The 16,592-nt window shown below is 31.9% G+C and carries 15 protein-coding genes; 10 read left to right on the forward strand and 5 right to left on the reverse strand.

Annotated features, from left to right (window positions below):
- Nucleotides 1–89: 89 nt before the first annotated feature.
- From LQK79_RS16990 to LQK79_RS17005, 4 genes are all read left to right on the forward strand, one after another.
- Nucleotides 90–287: a hypothetical protein gene (locus LQK79_RS16990; RefSeq protein ID WP_231017286.1), complete on the forward strand. Its 198-nt coding sequence runs from the start codon at nucleotides 90–92 to the stop codon at nucleotides 285–287.
- A 115-nt stretch (nucleotides 288–402) separates the two neighbouring features.
- Nucleotides 403–1,053 carry a class I SAM-dependent methyltransferase gene (locus LQK79_RS16995; RefSeq protein ID WP_231017287.1) on the forward strand — a complete coding sequence of 217 codons (651 nt, stop codon included), beginning with the start codon at nucleotides 403–405 and terminating at the stop codon, nucleotides 1,051–1,053.
- Between the two features lie 372 nt (nucleotides 1,054–1,425).
- Nucleotides 1,426–2,121, forward strand: a complete 696-nt coding sequence (locus tag LQK79_RS17000; protein WP_231017288.1) for an aspartate/glutamate racemase family protein — start codon at nucleotides 1,426–1,428, stop codon at nucleotides 2,119–2,121.
- 370 nt (nucleotides 2,122–2,491) lie between these two features.
- Nucleotides 2,492–2,842, forward strand: a complete 351-nt coding sequence (locus LQK79_RS17005; RefSeq protein WP_053243556.1) for a DUF2200 domain-containing protein — start codon at nucleotides 2,492–2,494, stop codon at nucleotides 2,840–2,842.
- Between the two features lie 338 nt (nucleotides 2,843–3,180).
- On the opposite strand, the gene LQK79_RS21230 is transcribed toward LQK79_RS17005, so the two are convergent.
- Nucleotides 3,181–3,381 (reverse strand): SbtR family transcriptional regulator, encoded by a 201-nt coding sequence (locus LQK79_RS21230; protein ID WP_407928537.1) that lies wholly within the window; start codon nucleotides 3,379–3,381, stop codon nucleotides 3,181–3,183.
- Between the two features lie 110 nt (nucleotides 3,382–3,491).
- Between LQK79_RS21230 and LQK79_RS17010 the strand changes: the two genes are divergently transcribed.
- Nucleotides 3,492–3,662, forward strand: coding sequence for a hypothetical protein (locus tag LQK79_RS17010; protein ID WP_231017289.1), 171 nt, complete (start codon nucleotides 3,492–3,494; stop codon nucleotides 3,660–3,662).
- Between the two features lie 149 nt (nucleotides 3,663–3,811).
- Here LQK79_RS17010 and LQK79_RS17015 read toward each other — a convergent pair whose 3' ends face one another.
- Nucleotides 3,812–4,576 carry a DeoR/GlpR family DNA-binding transcription regulator gene (locus tag LQK79_RS17015; protein ID WP_231017290.1) on the reverse strand — a complete coding sequence of 255 codons (765 nt, stop codon included), beginning with the start codon at nucleotides 4,574–4,576 and terminating at the stop codon, nucleotides 3,812–3,814.
- A gap of 161 nt (nucleotides 4,577–4,737) precedes the next feature.
- Between LQK79_RS17015 and LQK79_RS17020 the strand changes: the two genes are divergently transcribed.
- The 3 genes from LQK79_RS17020 (at nucleotide 4,738) to LQK79_RS17030 (ending at nucleotide 7,895) form a co-directional block, all read left to right on the forward strand.
- Complete coding sequence (locus tag LQK79_RS17020; RefSeq protein ID WP_053243555.1) at nucleotides 4,738–5,523, forward strand: Cof-type HAD-IIB family hydrolase; 786 nt, start codon at nucleotides 4,738–4,740, stop codon at nucleotides 5,521–5,523.
- Nucleotides 5,524–5,634: 111 nt separating this feature from the next.
- Nucleotides 5,635–6,273, forward strand: coding sequence for a DeoR/GlpR family DNA-binding transcription regulator (locus tag LQK79_RS17025; RefSeq protein ID WP_053243554.1), 639 nt, complete (start codon nucleotides 5,635–5,637; stop codon nucleotides 6,271–6,273).
- Nucleotides 6,274–6,821: 548 nt separating this feature from the next.
- The gene (locus tag LQK79_RS17030; protein WP_053243176.1) at nucleotides 6,822–7,895 is read left to right on the forward strand and encodes a UvrB/UvrC motif-containing protein; all 1,074 of its coding nucleotides are present in this window, start codon (nucleotides 6,822–6,824) and stop codon (nucleotides 7,893–7,895) included.
- A 41-nt stretch (nucleotides 7,896–7,936) separates the two neighbouring features.
- On the opposite strand, the gene LQK79_RS17035 is transcribed toward LQK79_RS17030, so the two are convergent.
- Together LQK79_RS17035 and LQK79_RS21105 are read right to left on the reverse strand one after the other, a co-directional pair.
- A complete protein-coding gene (locus tag LQK79_RS17035; protein ID WP_053243177.1) occupies nucleotides 7,937–8,725 on the reverse strand; it encodes an SDR family NAD(P)-dependent oxidoreductase in 789 nt (262 codons plus the stop codon).
- 40 nt (nucleotides 8,726–8,765) lie between these two features.
- Nucleotides 8,766–9,581: a methyl-accepting chemotaxis protein gene (locus LQK79_RS21105; RefSeq protein ID WP_331000765.1), complete on the reverse strand. Its 816-nt coding sequence runs from the start codon at nucleotides 9,579–9,581 to the stop codon at nucleotides 8,766–8,768.
- Between the two features lie 206 nt (nucleotides 9,582–9,787).
- Here LQK79_RS21105 and LQK79_RS21110 point away from each other — a divergent pair, with 206 nt between their 5' ends.
- Nucleotides 9,788–10,789, forward strand: a complete 1,002-nt coding sequence (locus LQK79_RS21110) for a tocopherol cyclase family protein (protein WP_053243179.1) — start codon at nucleotides 9,788–9,790, stop codon at nucleotides 10,787–10,789.
- 66 nt (nucleotides 10,790–10,855) lie between these two features.
- Here LQK79_RS21110 and LQK79_RS17050 read toward each other — a convergent pair whose 3' ends face one another.
- Complete coding sequence (locus LQK79_RS17050) at nucleotides 10,856–11,779, reverse strand: DUF2935 domain-containing protein (protein WP_053243180.1); 924 nt, start codon at nucleotides 11,777–11,779, stop codon at nucleotides 10,856–10,858.
- A gap of 324 nt (nucleotides 11,780–12,103) precedes the next feature.
- On the opposite strand from LQK79_RS17050, the gene polC reads away from it, so the two are divergent.
- On the forward strand, nucleotides 12,104–16,447 hold the full coding sequence (gene polC, locus LQK79_RS17055) for a DNA polymerase III subunit alpha (RefSeq protein WP_231017291.1): 4,344 nt from the start codon (nucleotides 12,104–12,106) through the stop codon (nucleotides 16,445–16,447).
- Nucleotides 16,448–16,592: the final 145 nt, after the last annotated feature.

The raw sequence follows: 16,592 nt of genomic DNA on the forward strand, positions 1-16,592 counted from the left end.
GTGAGCCGCCTAATTCGCTTTATGTGGCTCATTTTTGTTTATGAATTAAGTATGAGGTTGTATGTAGAAATGTATTGATGTTATTATTGATGGATATAAAGAATGATTTTGAGAGGATGCTGACAGTGCAATATACTTATATTAAAGCTTATAAAGATAATGATAAAATGCGTAAAAGCCTTAATAAATTAACTGAAAAGACTTTTGGCTTTAATTTTGAAAACTGGTATTCAAATGGTTTTTGGGGAGATAAGTTCCATCCCACATTCTTTGGTAGATGGAGATAAGGTTATGTATAGAACAACGGGATTATAAAGCAATCTTTAGTAAGGCTGAGCTCGAAGACAAAATGAGTGATTTGAATGTTTTATATACTATTATATTAATTGGAGGAATGAGAAAATGGCAATAGAACAAATGAGTGATTTTTTTACTGCTCGTGTAGATGGATATGATGAGCATATGATTAAAAATGTGGAAGGATGTAAAGAAGGTTATGTTAAAATGGCAGAACTATTACCAAAAGAAGTTAATGAATTATTAGATTTAGGCTGTGGTACTGGATTAGAGCTTGATGAGATATTTAAAACTAAACCTTTTATTAATGTAACTGGTATAGATTTGACCCAAGCAATGCTGGATAAACTAAAACAAAAGCATCCTGATAAAAATTTGTCGTTAATAAATGCAAGTTATTTTGATTACGATTTTGGTATTTCTAAATATGAAGCAGCAGTATCCTTTCAAACTCTACACCATTTTTCACACGAAGACAAGCTTAAATTATACATAAAGATTTTTAATGCATTAAAAACTAATGGGCAATACATTGAATGTGATTATATGGTAGAAAGTCAGCAAGAGGAAGATTTTTATTATAGCGAAAATAAACGAATACGTAAAGAACAGAATATTCCTGATGGAGAATTTTATCATTATGATACGCCATGTACAATTGATAATCAAATTAAGCTGTTATCTGAAGCTGGTTTTAAAGCTGTGAAAATGAATTGTAGGATGGAGAATACTACAATTATTGTTGCTAAAAGGTAAAAGAGTATTTTGCTAAAAGTCCACGTTATACTTGGCTAGGGCCACATTTTTGTCTAAAAATACTGAATCATAAGTGATTATGCATTTACAAAATATGTTATAATAAAAAGTAAATAAGTTATAAGCGAAAGATAAATGGTAACTTTATGAGGTAATTTTAAATAATAAAATTAAGAACGGATCGATTTATAATACGTGGATTTTCAGAGCTACTTGAACGAGTTGGTATGAGAAGATAAGGGACATTCCTTCAAAATATATATTTCTTTACAGATAAAGAAGGTAATCCTATATGGAAAGATGCATATGAATATGCTATTTTGAGTTCTGAATTTACACAACGATAAATAGTAATTTGTTGGGGAGGGAGACATGAAAAAATTAGGATTAATTGGTGGAATGGGGCCAGAGTCCACAATTCCATACTATCATGACATTGTATATGGAGTCCAAAATAAAGTTGGGAAGAAGTTTTTCCCTAATCTGACTATTGAGAGTTTGAATGTTTTTGATGTCCTTAATATGTGTGAGAGGAAAGAATATGATGCACTTATAAATTATTTAGTGACGGCAATCAATAATTTGAGAGCCAGCGGTGCAGATTTTATAGCTTTATCGGCCAATACACCACACATTGTTTTTGATGAACTAAAAAAGCGTTCATCCATTCCACTTGTGAGTATTATTGAGGCTACTTGTGATGAAGCAAAGAGACGTAATATATCTAAGGTAGGGTTGTTAGGAACAATTGTCACTATGGATGGAGAGTTTTTTAAAAGACCGTTTGAAAATAATCATATAGAAGTAGTAACGCCAACTGATGAAGAAAAGAAGTTTGTTAATCAAAAGATTTCACAAGAGTTAGAGTTAGGAATTGTCAAGGAAGAAACTTTGTCAGCGTTTCTGAAAATTGTGCAGAGAATGAAAGATGAAAATGGAATACAGGCAATTGTTTTAGGTTGTACTGAATTGCCATTACTGTTCAAAGGAGTCAAAACACCGGTAGATTGTTTAGATACAATGCAGATACATATTCAAACTCTTGTTAATATGATTATAGAGGATTAAATCAAATTCCAAGTTGACTCAGTTCACAATTCACAATGCACAGTTCACAATGAATGATGATTTTTCTCAGCTATGCTTCGAAAAATCTAGAAATTTAATGTGCGCAAAGCGCTTAAAATATAGTGTTCAGCGCAGCTGACACTATTAAGTTCTAAGATTTACCTGAGAGTAACGAAAGGTAAATCTACCTTCATTGTGCATTGTGAACTGTGAATTGTGCATTGAGTTAAATTTCAGTTTTTCGGTGAGATTATGTTAATTTGAAAAAGAATAAGTTGATTATGGATAATAAAAAATAAAGGCAATTTTTGTTTGAACCCCACTATTTTTCGTGATGCAATAAAGAAAATCATTTAAGGGAGGGTGTATCATGAACAAACATAATATCTATACAATGAGTGTAGCAAGTATCTACCCCCTTTATGTTATGAAGGCGGAGAAAAAAGGACGTACGAAAACAGAAGTCGATGAAATCATCCATTGGTTGACAGGATATAGCAAGGAAGAGTTAGAAGCACAACTGAAAAAACAGATAGATTTTGAGACTTTCTTTGAGGAAGCTCCTAAGCTTAATCCTTTGCGTACTTTGATTAAAGGTGTGGTCTGCGGTGTCCGAGTGGAGGATATTGAAGAACCAACTATGCGGGAAATTCGCTATTTGGATAAGCTAATCGATGAGTTAGCAAAGGGAAAAGCGATGGATAAGATTTTGCGGAAATAATGATTAAAAACGAAGAAACACTGATTCCATATATAAAAGAATCACAATTGATCAATAAAAGCTAGAATTCCAGGATTATAAATAATACACTGTTCAATAGAAATTTAGGATTTTAAAGTTCTAAAAATGGCAGACATTATTCTGATAAAAGGTAATCCAACTGTAAATATTAATGCAGTAAAGAATATTAAACAAATGTTAGACAAATTTGCAGTAAGGGAATTAATAGGGTTTGAAAGATTCTGTCGAAAAAGTACAAAAATATTTTATAAATGAAAAAGAAGGGGAATCTCTAATGACAGGGGTTCTTCTTCTTTTATTTTGTTTATAATATACATTTAGAGTTCACTTATTAATGGTATTTTTATATCTATATCTTCCCGTACAGCCTTGGCTTGTTGGACTGTAGTAAGAAGATTGGCGAATGCCGACTGAAAATCTTGTAGTACATCAGAGTTTGACATTCCGGCATTTAAAGCATCTTTTAAAGCTTTGTTGATAAAACCATCTTTTATGATGTGTATAAAAAAATCAAAAATGCTTTACCTGGATCAGTATTATTGACAAGAGACTTAGCTTCTTTTGTAAGCTGCTGCTTATAACTAATATTGACTGCCTCAAATAATGCTTCTTTGCTGGGGAAATGGCGGTGCTTACTGTGAATGAAAAAAATAAAGATATCAAAAGCCCAAGAGAAATCTTCGAACTTGCACAATCTATGGTTTTAAGCAAAGACTTGAGCAGTTTTTCTGACTTATTTGCAACTGATGGTTTGCTTGAATTAACATTTCATACAAAAAAATCAATGAGGTTAGTTTAGGGGCGAGAGAATATCCGCGCTTATCTTGCGACAATGCCAGCTACACTTTTAAGACCAATAGGATATAAATCGATGACAATACATGAGACAAGTGATCCAGAAGTTATTAGAGCTGAGTATGACATGTATGGTAAAGTTATGGCACAACTCTAAATTAAATTTACATCGTATTGTTCGAGTAAAGCCATTATAGTATTATTGGGTGTAGTTTCTGTAATAATACTATGGAAATCTGTTATATTTGAAAAATTAAAAATTCCATCTAGATTGAACCTTTCATTTGGTGCTAGTAGAAATAATTCTTTAGATATTTTCATAATAGCTTTTTTAGTGCCAGCATCCTCAGATTCACAAGTACTAATACTTCCATCTCGAAGATCTATTCCGCCACATCCTATAAATGCTTTAGTGCAGCGATAAAGTTTTATTTGTTCGATAGAACGAGACCCTATATTTCCGCCTACGAGAGGATTGTAATCTCCGCCTATAAAAATAACATGTATATTCGAATTTAAATTAATCATTGATGAGATTTCAACCATATTTGTAATTAAAGTGATGTTTGTATTATTTTGTGTAATTAGTTTTGCAAGAAGATAGGAAATACTTGATGCATCTAAAAAAATAATATCATCTTTTTTTATTAGTTCATATGCCTTTTTTGCAATGATTTCTTTTAAATTTGTATTCTTTTCAACTCTTTTAAATAAACTTTCACCATTTACTATAGTACGTTTTATGTTAATAGCACCACCATAAGTTCGTTGTAGCAAGTTATTTTTTTCCAAAAATTGAAGATCCTTTCGAATCATACTTTCACTTACTTCAAATTGTGTGCTTAAATCTTTTACTAATACTTTCCCATCCCTCTCCAATATATCCAAGATATGTTTGTGTCTTTCTTCAATAAACATAGTTCCTCCAATTTATTCTTATTTACTTCTATTTTAGCAATCATAATATTAAAATGCAATTAAATTAATTGACAAATGAGAATAAATGGAATAAAATGATATTAAATAGGAACAAATTACACCGAATAAGAATAAGCCATATGCGGGGAGAAGGGAAATTTATGAATAAGGCAGTATTTTTTGATATTGATGGAACTTTAATAGACTGTTTAAATGGAATGACAGATATTACTCCTAGGGTAAAAAAGGCTATACGTGAATTGCAAGTAAAAGGAAATTATGTTTTTATTGCGACAGGCAGACCATATGCTTTTCTAAATGAAGCTTTACGTAATTTTGGATTTGATGGTTTTGTACTTACCAATGGAGCATATGTAAAAGTTAAAGATAAATGTATATATAAAGAATCTATTAAGAAAGAACTTGTAAAAGAATTAGTATATAATTTGGAAGAACTTAATATTGAATATATATTGCAGGGAGAAATATATTCATATATTAAAGATGAATATAAAAGGCTGCATTCATTTTATGATTCCTATAGTATACCTAAAAAATATTTAGAAGGTAATTACAATCTTGAAAAAGTAGATATATATAAAATCGAATTGTTATGTAATGATAAAAAGGGTGTGGATTATTGCTTATCCTTAGAAAATCGTAACTTCGATTATATTCATAATGTAGATGCAGGTTCCTTTGAATTATATTTAAAAACAAATTCAAAAGCATCAGGAGTTTTAAAAGTACTAGACTTTTTAGATATTCCTTTAGAAAATAGTTATGCTTTTGGTGACGGGAAAAATGACATAGAAATGCTATCTACAGTAGGCTGTGGAATAGCAATGGGAAATGCTAATGATTATGTAAAGGGTTATGCTAAAAAGGTTACAGATACAGTACAAAATGATGGAGTAGCTTTAGAAATAGAAAAGTTTATTTTATAGGTAGAGAGCCAAAATCTATGATTTTGTGTGAACCACTTACCAAGCAAGCGCATGGGAATCGGGCTTTCCTTAAAACAATTATAAATTTGATTGTGGAATGTGGTGATTATATTGTTAAAACCTTTAAATATAGAAAAAGATAATATCATAAATAAAATCCATTGTGCCTCCATATCATCTAATTATTTAGAAAGGCATTTTGATGATAAATTATTAGAAAATATAGACAAAAAATTTAAAATTGCTGAAAAAGCTGTTAAAATGATACCAGAAAAAGGTGTTGTTATTTTAGATTCTGGAACTACTGTCCTACAAATTGCTAAGTTATTAAACCTTAAAAGTAATCTAGTTATTGTTACAAATTCATTAATTGTAGCACAAGCTTTAGAAAACACTAAAAACCAGCTCATTGTAACTGGTGGAGAATTACGGAAAAAAAGTATGTCTTTTGTTGGTTATTTGGCAACTAAAGCTATTAAAAGTATACACGCCGATATAGCATTTATTGGTTGTGATGGATTTCATGTAGATGGTCCTTGCACTAGGTCATATAGAGAATTAGAAGTTAAACAAAGAATTTTTGAAAATTCTAAAGAAGTTGTTTTAGTAACTGATAGCTCAAAATTTAGTATGGATGGTTTATATAGATTTGCTACTTTTGATCAAATTAATAATTTAATAACTGACATAAATGTTACAGAGGAGCAACTTCAATTACTTCCATCAAATATTGAAGTTAGTATAGTATAGTGGCTAGATTTTTAACGGTGTGCATGTAAACATTCGAGGAAAAACCTTCAGAATTTTTAATTTTTGAAGGTTTTTACTATAGATAGACAACTTGAAACTTTAAAATTACAATCTCCAAATTTATCCTGATAAACTGGAAGTTGATTCAGAGCACAGAGTACAAAGTACAGAGTACAGTGAAGGTGGATTTACCTTTCGTTTCTCTCAGGTAAATCTTAGAACTTAATAGTGTCAGCTACGCTGAGCACTATATTTTAAGCGCTTTGCGTGCATTAAGTTTAAGATTTTTTGTAGCGACAGCGGAGAAAAATCATCCTTCACTGTACTCTGTCCTCTGTACTTTGTACTCTGAGTTAAATTCCAGTTTGTAGGGATAAATTTGGTATTGGCAATTTAAATATTTCAGCTTGTTTATCTATATAAAGATAATTACAAGGTTGAAGTTATCAGCAGGAAAAATAGATTTAGAGATAGAAAAGTTTATTTTGTAAATCAAAGCAATCGTATGATAAAATGTAATTAACATTTACCTTTTGGAGGTTATAGCTTTGGATATAAAAGAAAAAATTAAAAGACTGCCTTCTTCCCCAGGAGTATACCTTATGAAAGATTCTCTAGATACTATTATTTATGTAGGAAAATCCAAAAATCTAAGAAGCAGAGTTGGATCCTATTTTATAAATTCGAAAGCACATTCCCAAAAGGTAATAAAATTAGTGAAAAATCTTAAGGATTTTGATTATATTCTAACGGATACAGAATTTGAAGCATTACTTCTTGAATGCAAATTAATAAAAGAAATTAAGCCAATATATAATAGGCAAATGAAAAACCCAAAAGGCTATTGTTATATCAAAATAAAAATGAACGAGAAATATCCAGATTTTGAAATTGATAGAGAGCCTAACCGTTGTGACGGAAATCTTTATTTTGGACCTTATACTAATAAGAATACTGTAGAGAAAGCACTTTACGGTATAAAAGAGCATAGTAAAATTTTGTGTACTAATAGTTCTCGAAAGGCTTCAGGATGTCTGAGGTATTATAAGAATTCGTGTATTGGTATGTGCACAGCGAATCCTTCTTGCGAATATTATTTTACTTTGGTAGAAAAAGTTATAAAACTGCTTAGGGGCACTGATTTCACTATTCTTAAAGAAATGGAACAGAAAATGAATATTGCTGCTGCGAACTTTGATTTTGAAGGTGCAGCTAAATATAGGGATTATATAAGAGCAGTAAAGCATTTGGTAAGTACTGCGAAAATTATTAGCTTTATGGAAGCTAATAAAAATATTGTTTTGGTAGAGTTTTTTAATAACAAAGAAATTAAGTTTTTTTTAATAAGATATAGTAAACTGCTCTTCAGTGAAAGATATAAACTTAGCAATTTTAGTATTGATGAAATAAAGCATAAATTTAAAAATAATATCATTTCTTATTTCGGCAATGCTTTGAAAAATTCAGTTAATATTGGTAAGGATGAAATAGATGAAGTTCATATAATATATAATTATTTAAAAAGCAAAGGAAGTACATGTAAATATATAGCTATTCCAGAACAATGGATTAATGACATAGATGACTTAAGCTTGGACAGGACTGTTGATAAATTTTTTTAGGAGAATCTCCAGATGACTGGAGTTCTCCTTCATCTTTACCCTTACTTTTCTGTTTTGGATAGCAATTTTTTTATTTCTGTATCCACACTTGTTTCTATAACTAATCCTCCATCAATTACGAGCGGAGTTCCGTTCATAAATCCTGCTCTTGGGCTGCAAAAAAATGCTGTTGCGTATGCTATATCTTCTGGTTTTCCTATTCTTGCATCAGGAAGACCTTCTTTGGCAACTTCAATGAGAGCGTCACACATTGGAGTAGGAATAATACCAGGTTGTACTACGTTAACAGTAACTCCTGAACCGTCAAATTCTTTTGCTAAAGAATAGGCCATACCAACCAATCCATGTTTTGCAACAGCGTAGTTCATTTGACCTGCAAAACCATGATAACCTCCAACTGATGATATTAATACAATTCTACCGTACTTTCTTTTTCTCATTCTTTCTCCACAAGCTTTTACGCAATTAAAAGCTCCAAATAAATGAGTTTTAAGAACTGATTCAAATTCTTCTATAGGCATTTTAGTAGAATATCTTAAAGGAGTAGCATTTCCTGCATTAGATACTAATATGTCAATTTGTCCGTATTTAGAATAAACTTGATTAATGGCTGCGTTCACTGCTTCACTATTAGATACATCTACACTATATGATTCTGCTTGTCCACCTTTTTCTGCAATTTCTTTTTCAGCTTCTTTATTTCTAGCTTCATTTCTAGCAAGAATAACTACTTTTGCGCCTCTATCAGCTAGCTCACAACTAATAGCTTTTCCAATACCAGAATTGCCTCCTGTTACAATAGCAACTTGATTTAATAATTCTTTTTCCATTATATCTCTCTCCTTCTTTTAAACCTAGCCAGTCTTAAAATTAATCTATGCCTTTGGATAATTCCAAAAGTTTAGTTGACAATTCATTTAGTTTTTCACCTTCGCTAGCTAAATTTTCTGCTTGAACAGCTTGCGTTTTACCAGCATCTGAAAACTCATTGAAAACATTTAAAATATTATTTATATTTTCCTTTATTTTTACCAAGGTTTCATTTATTTGTGCAGTTGAATCTTTACTATTTGTAGCAAGCTTTCTTATCTCTCCAGCAATAACATTAAAACCTCTACCTTGTTCACCTGCTCTTGATGCTTCAATGGCTGCATTGAGACCTAATAGATTCGTGGTATCTGCAATGCTCTTTATGTATTTAATTATGTCATCCATATATTTAATGCCATCTTGCGTTTCATTAACTATACCGCTCATATTTTCACTGTTACTGGATAATTGTTGAGTAGTACTTGCTAATTCTTCGGAAAATTCCTGTAATTCAGTAACCATTTCCATTACTGTATTTTGTTTTTCCATTGATACAGCAAAGTTTATTGTTGCCACTACATTATTAGTATTAGGATTTATTACAGGAACACAATGACTTGCAATAGGAAAACCAAAAGCTTCTTTTGGATAATTTACAGATTGCTTTTTTCTCGATTTTACTGTCATATCTGTCATATCGCCTTTACTTAATTTTGTACCTTCTTCAATATTTAATTTAAAAGTTTTTGCTTGATGTACATCTACAAACTTTTCTTTATCAGTAATACCTATGGCTACATCGTCAGAAAATAATTTTGGTAATACACTGTTCATTATCTTTACTGCTGAGAAAAGTTCTTCATCACTAATGTTCATTTGAGACATCTCCTTTTTAAATATTACCATTGTAGTAATTATGTTATGTATATTCTTAATATATCAAATATTACTCTTAATGGCAAATGTGGATTAACTTGCTTGTTTTGCACGCTATATTATATTTGAAGTTGATGCCAAATAAGAGCACATAATAACCTCTGTTATATTAGATAATATTGATATAAAAGAAAAGAGGTGTTGTTGTGATTAAGGCTGTTATAAATCCTGATGCTTATCATGGAAAGAATAAAAAGTCAAATTTTTTTGAAGGTTGGTATTTTAAAATTGTGCAGCCCCATACGGGTAATACGTATTGTTTTATACCAGGAGTATTTATTTCAAGTGGTAAGGTTCCTTCACATAGCTTTATTCAAGTGATTAAAGGAAATGAGAATAACTTTAAATATTTAAAATTTAAAAAAGATGAGTTTAAAGCAAGTACATTTGAATTTAATTTAAAGGTGGAAGAAAGCTATTTTTCAATTAATCAAATAAATTTAAATATTAATCAGCAGCATGAAAAAATATTTGGTACATTATATTTTGAAAATATCATAAGATGGCCGGACAGTATTATTAATCCAGGCAGTATGGGATTCTATAATTATTTAGGTTTCATGCAGTGTTATAGTCAAGTCTGTGTTGTTGATGGACGTATAAGGGGAAAACTCTCTATTAATGGTGAAACAGTAGATTTTACTGGCGGAAAGCTATATATTGAAAAAAACTGGGGCAAATCATTTCCACATTCCTATATTTGGATTCAAGGAAATTCATTTCAAAAAGGAAATGGATCAATTACATGCTCTATAGGGGATATTCCACTTCCATTTCCACTCAGGAGCTTTACTGGTTTTCTGATAGGAATATATGTAAAGGGTAAGTTTTATAAGTTTACAAGTATAAATAGAAGTACTTTATCAATTAACTGTGAAAATGAAAAAATTGCTTTAGAAACTTATAATAAAGAATATTTTCTCAAAGTTGAAGGCAGTTATAAAAAAGAAAGTTTTATGAGTTTATACGCACCTAGTGATGGAAATATGATACCTATAGCAAATGAAACTCTTCATGGAAATTTAAGTGTTTCTGTTTATGATAATAAAAGAAATTGTATAATATTTAATGATAACTGCTCTTCTGCGGGCATTGAGTTGTCTGATAATTATATAAGCTTAGTTAATGAAATTAAAAGAAAACTGTAACTCTTTATGAATATGTAAATTAGGGAGGGCTCAGGATGCCCTCTTAAATTTGGCTTACTGCTTAATTTACGAAGAAAAACTGCGTAAAAGCCTTAAGTAATAATTTGCTTCTCTTGTTACGTGATCTGCAAGGAGAGGAGCCATTATTGCTTTGATTTTACAGTTTAATAAGCCCTCTGTAGCTTTGCTCTTAAAGTTTCTAAATTCAGTTACAAGAGCATAAATATCTTTGGTTATATTATCAAGATTATCAGGATTATTTGCAAGAGCATTGGTGGCGGCTTCAATATTATTAAACTTCTCAACAAAGCTGTTTGATGTACTAAACAAAGCAGTTTCAGATGGATCCAAGTATCCCCTTATGAACCCTGCATGATCTTCCATTATATCATTCCAGAAGGTTTCTTGCTTTATGATGCCTTGAGGACTTGTATCTTGTTCTTGTCTTTTCTGAAGCATATTAAGCATACTAACGTAAGCACGAGCTTCTCTTATTACATGATCAATATTTGAAGGGTAGGTATAGCTGAAGGCTTTACAGGATAGAATTTTATTAAGAAGGTCTGTTTGAAAGTTTATAACAAAGTTTACTAATGCAAGTATGGCATTATTTAGCACAGAAACGGAAGTTGTAATGTTAAAAAGTTCTCTATAGTAGTTTCTATATCCTAAATTTATTTCTTTTGTAGTTATAGCAGTGTTAATAGGAACGCCTGTTAAAGAACTAGTTGTCTTTTCGGCAGGCAGAGTAAATGGTGTTACAAGAGTAGAAGAATTCATGGCCTCTTTGCTTATTTTTCCCTGAGATAAGGCTATTGTTTTAGAAAGCAAGGCATCTAACTTTTTGTTTACTGCAATAATTTGCATTAAAATAGGAGCATATTTAGGTGGAAGTGAAGCTCCAGCAATAACATTATGTTCTTTTACGATTCTTAGAAAGAATAGGTTTAACTCAAGGGAAAGTCTTACATATTGTTCGTTTGATATCATATTTACCTCTTTTACATATATTGATTAAGATAAACCAAAACACATGATGAAACTTTATAAAAGTTTACCTATACATTCATAGTATGCATTATATAAATTATTGTTGCATATTTTCTCTCTTCATCATATATTGAGGCCAAACCATAGTAAGCTCTTTCTTCATAGTCATCTATATTTAAAGCTTCATTTGCTTTTTTTAATATTTATCAATTTGTATATCGTCGTTCATTTTTATTTATATAAAAAGTTTGATATAATCTATAAAGGACTAATTCAAAGTTATAATAAAGTACTAAAAATTTTGAGGAGAGGTTAAAGTATATAATGAAAAGAATAAATGAAATTTTTAGTGACTATGAAGAAAGTGGTAACATAAATACTGCCATTGTAGAATCGGTAGTCTTAAGAAAAAAAAGCAAACGTCTAGAGATGGAAATTAGTTCGGATAAATACATTGAGATAAAAGAATTTGAAAATCTTAATAGCTTTATAAGAAGAAGATTTGCCTTAAGAGATTCTATAATTGCTGTAAAGTATGCTGATGGGACGGATAAAAAGCCCATAGAGCGTGAACTTAAAAATATTGTACTTTTAATGTCAGATAAACATCCTGTTTTAAAAACAATACTAAATAACAGCGAATATGAAGTTGATAAAAATACTATAAATTTTAATTTCAAAATTGCTGTATCAGGTTTTTTGAAATCCATGAATTACGATAGAGAGCTAAATAAGGTTATAAAAACCCTTTATGGCACTACATATAACATAAATTTTGTTGATAAGGTAAGCAGTGAAGAATTAATGCTTCAAGAGGAAGAGCGTGAGCAGGAAATGCTTGCTATATCAAGAAAAATTCAGGCGGAGGGTGGAAATATCGCTAAAGCACCACATAAAGAAGTTTCCGTTAAAAGAGAAGATATAAAGGAAGAAGTAGTTAGTAAAAAGCCTAGTGATTTAGCGTTAATACTTGGAAGAAATCCTAAAATTAAGGAAAATGTAATAAAAATCACAGATATCACACCGGATGAGGGAAGGATATCTATACAAGGTGAAATATCTAATATAGAAGCAAAGGAATTAAAAAGCGGAAAAACATTGGTTTCTTTTGATTTATATGATGGTTCAAGTTCTATGACGTGCAAATCATTTCTGAAGCCTGGTGAAGATGGAGAGGTATTATCTAGACTTAAAAAAGCTAAAGGTGTCAGACTTGCGGGATCTGCTGGATATAGTAAGTTTTCTCAGGAAGTTGAGATAATTGCAAATACTATAATAGAAACAGAAGGCATTAGGAAGGCTAAGAGAAAGGATAATGCAGAGCTTAAGAGGGTAGAATTGCATATGCATACCCAGATGAGTCAGATGGATGCTATGACTAGTGCAACTGATCTCATAAAAAGAGCCATGAGCTGGGGCATGAAGTCCATTGCCATAACGGATCATGGAGTTGTGCAGGCATTTCCAGAAGCCCATAAGTTACTTGGAAGAGATAATCCTGATATGAAGATTATATATGGAGTAGAGGCTTATTTAGCACCAGATAAAAAGCCGTCTGTAACGAATGCTAAGGGACAGAGCATTGATACTATCTATTGTATACTTGATCTGGAAACTACGGGTTTTTCACCAGTGACTGAAAAAATTACTGAAATAGGAATCATGAAGTACAAAGATGGAAAGGTAATAGATAGCTTCAGCTGCTTTGTAAATCCTCAAAAGCCTATTCCTGCAAGGGTTGTGGAAATTACCAATATAACTGATGATATGGTAAAAGATGCAGAAACCATAGAACAGGCTTTTCCTAAAATGCTTGAGTTTATTGAAGGAAGTGTTTTGGTTGCTCATAATGCTGAATTTGATGTAGGTTTTTTAAAGCATAATGCAAAGGTACTAGGCTATGATTTTAATTTTTCATATGTAGATACCTTATCTTTAGCCCAAGATGTTTTTCCTCAGCTTAAGAGCTATAAACTTGGGAGAATCGCTAAAAACCTCGGCATAAAGGTGGAAGTTGCTCACAGAGCACTAGATGATGTAGATACTACGGTTAAGGTGTTTAATATAATGCTTGAAGAGCTAAAGAAAAGAGGCGCTGAGACTCTTCAAGACATAGATAAATATGCTTCTGATGAGGAAGCTAAGAAGCAAGAGTTTAAAAAAGTAAAGACTTACCATGCGATAATATTGGCAAAGGATTATGTTGGTTTAAAAAATTTATATAAGCTAGTATCCTATTCTCATTTACACTATTTTTACAAGAAACCCCGTATATTAAGGAGTCTTTATAAAAAGTATTCTGAGGGCTTAATCCTTGGCAGCGCCTGCAGTGAAGGAGAACTTTTTCAGGCAATACTTTTGGGAAAATCTGACGAGGAAATTGAAACTATTGCACAGGAATATGATTATTTGGAAATCCAGCCTTTAGGAAACGATGATTATTTAGTAAGGTCAGGGCAGGTACCTGATAGAGAAGCTATAAAGGGTATTAATAGAAAAATCATAGCTTTGGGAGAAAAACTAAATAAACCTGTAGTAGCCACAGGAGATGTTCATTTCATGGATCCAGAGGATGAGATATATAGGCGTATATTGGAAGCGGGGCAGGGCTTTAAAGACGCCGATAATCAAGCTCCGTTATATTTAAGAACTACCGAGGAAATGCTTCAGGAATTTTCTTATTTAGGAAAGGAAAAAGCTTATGAAGTGGTAGTTACTAATACTAATTTGGTATCAGATATGTGCCAGCAGATTAGTCCTATTTCACCAGAAAAATGTCCACCACATATAGATGGCTGTGAAGAGACAATAAAGAATATTGCTTACAGCAAGGCTCATGAGCTCTATGGAGATCCACTACCGGAAATTGTTCAGCAGAGACTAGATAAGGAACTTGAATCTATTATAAAAAATGGGTTCTCTGTAATGTATATCATAGCTCAAAAGTTAGTTTGGAAATCAAATGAAGATGGTTATCTGGTTGGTTCCAGAGGATCTGTTGGTTCCTCCTTTGTGGCAAATATGACTGGTATAACAGAAGTAAATTCACTGCCCCCTCATTATAGATGTTCTAAATGCAAGTATTCGGATTTTTCGGATTACGGCGTTAAAAATGGCTTTGATTTACCGGATAAGATATGTCCTGTTTGCGGAGAAAAGTTAGATAAAGATGGTATGGATATACCTTTTGAAACCTTTTTGGGCTTCAATGGTGATAAAGAACCAGATATAGACTTAAACTTCTCAGGAGAATATCAGGCAAAGGCTCATAGATATACAGAGGTTATCTTTGGAAAAGGCACAACCTTTAAAGCAGGAACCATAGGTACCATAGCAGAAAAGACAGCCTTTGGTTATGTAAAAAAGTATTATGAGGAGAGAAACGTTACGATAAACAAAGCTGAAATAACTAGAATTTCAAGGGGTTGTACAGGTATAAAGAGAACCACCGGACAGCATCCAGGAGGAATTATAGTTGTGCCAAAGGGCAGGGAAATCTTTGAATTTTGTCCTGTGCAGCATCCTGCGGATGATCCGAATTCAGATATTATAACAACACATTTTGATTATCACTCAATAGATCAGAATTTACTTAAGCTTGATATACTTGGTCACGATGATCCAACAGTTATAAGAATGCTGCAGGATATAACAGGAGTGAACCCTCATAAAATACCGCTGGATGATAAAGAGACAATGTCTTTATTTTCATCTACAAGAGCTTTAGGCGTAATGCCAGAACAGATAAATTCCAAGGTAGGAACTTTTGGTATCCCTGAATTTGGAACTAAATTCGTAAGAGGAATGCTTGTTGATACAATGCCAAAAACTTTTTCAGAATTGCTGTGTATATCAGGACTTTCACATGGTACTGATGTTTGGCTTGGAAATGCTAAAGATCTTATTGATCAGGGAATAGTTACCTTAAGTGAAGCAGTATGTACCAGAGATGATATTATGATTTACCTTATCAAGAAAGGTTTGCCGCCAAATACTGCCTTTAAAATAATGGAAACAGTACGTAAGGGAAAAGCACTAAAGGACCCACAGAAATGGGCAGAGTATGAAGCCTTAATGAGGGAGAATAATGTGCCAGAGTGGTATATAGATTCTTGCAAAAAGATAAAATACATGTTCCCTAAGGCTCATGCTGCGGCCTATGTAATGATGGCCTTTAGAATAGCTTGGTTTAAGGTTCACATACCTAAGGCCTATTATGCAGCATATTTTAGCATTAGAGCAAAGGCATTTGATGCAGAATTTATGATTTTTGGAAAAGAAAAGGTTAAAGAAAAGATGAAGGAAATTCAAATGATGGGCATGCAAGCTGGTCCTAAAGACAAGGATATGTACGATGATTTAGAAATAGTTTTGGAAATGTATGAGAGAGGCTTTAAGTTTCTTCCTATTGATTTATATAAATCTCATTCTACAAAGTTTTTGGTGGAAGAGGATGGTATAAGACCACCTGTAAATAGTATATCTGGTATGGGAAATGTTGCAGCAGAAGGTATATACAATGCAGCACACGAAAAGCCTGTAAACTCTATAGAAGATTTGAAGAAACGTGCTAAAATAGGAAATTCAGCTGTGGAGGCACTTAAAAAGTTTGGATGTTTAAAAGGTCTTCCTGAAAGCGATCAATTGAGCTTTTTTGATGGATTTTAATTATTGTATAAAGATAAACCATTTCAAGTTTTCAATGGTTTATCTATAGATAGACAGCTTGAAACTTTAAAATTGCAATCTCCAAATTTATCCTGATAAACTGGAATTTGTCGAGCACTATAGTGAAGGGTTTTACGGTGCTGTG

The sequence above is a fragment of the Clostridium guangxiense genome, from assembly GCF_021043395.1.
Lineage (GTDB): Bacteria > Bacillota > Clostridia > Clostridiales > Clostridiaceae > Clostridium_S > Clostridium_S guangxiense.

Bases quoted from the DNA above. Each gene is read 5' to 3' on its own strand.
- LQK79_RS16990 (WP_231017286.1), top strand. From the start codon at position 90: ATGGATATAAAGAATGATTTTGAGAGGATGCTGACAGTGCAATATACT.
- LQK79_RS16995 (WP_231017287.1), top strand. From the start codon at position 403: ATGGCAATAGAACAAATGAGTGATTTTTTTACTGCTCGTGTAGATGGA.
- LQK79_RS17000 (WP_231017288.1), top strand. From the start codon at position 1,426: ATGAAAAAATTAGGATTAATTGGTGGAATGGGGCCAGAGTCCACAATT.
- LQK79_RS17005 (WP_053243556.1), top strand. From the start codon at position 2,492: ATGAACAAACATAATATCTATACAATGAGTGTAGCAAGTATCTACCCC.
- LQK79_RS17015 (WP_231017290.1), bottom strand. From the start codon at position 4,576: ATGTTTATTGAAGAAAGACACAAACATATCTTGGATATATTGGAGAGG.
- LQK79_RS17020 (WP_053243555.1), top strand. From the start codon at position 4,738: ATGAATAAGGCAGTATTTTTTGATATTGATGGAACTTTAATAGACTGT.
- LQK79_RS17035 (WP_053243177.1), bottom strand. From the start codon at position 8,725: ATGGAAAAAGAATTATTAAATCAAGTTGCTATTGTAACAGGAGGCAAT.
- LQK79_RS21105 (WP_331000765.1), bottom strand. From the start codon at position 9,581: ATGAACATTAGTGATGAAGAACTTTTCTCAGCAGTAAAGATAATGAAC.
- LQK79_RS17050 (WP_053243180.1), bottom strand. From the start codon at position 11,779: ATGATATCAAACGAACAATATGTAAGACTTTCCCTTGAGTTAAACCTA.
- polC (WP_231017291.1), top strand. From the start codon at position 12,104: ATGAAAAGAATAAATGAAATTTTTAGTGACTATGAAGAAAGTGGTAAC.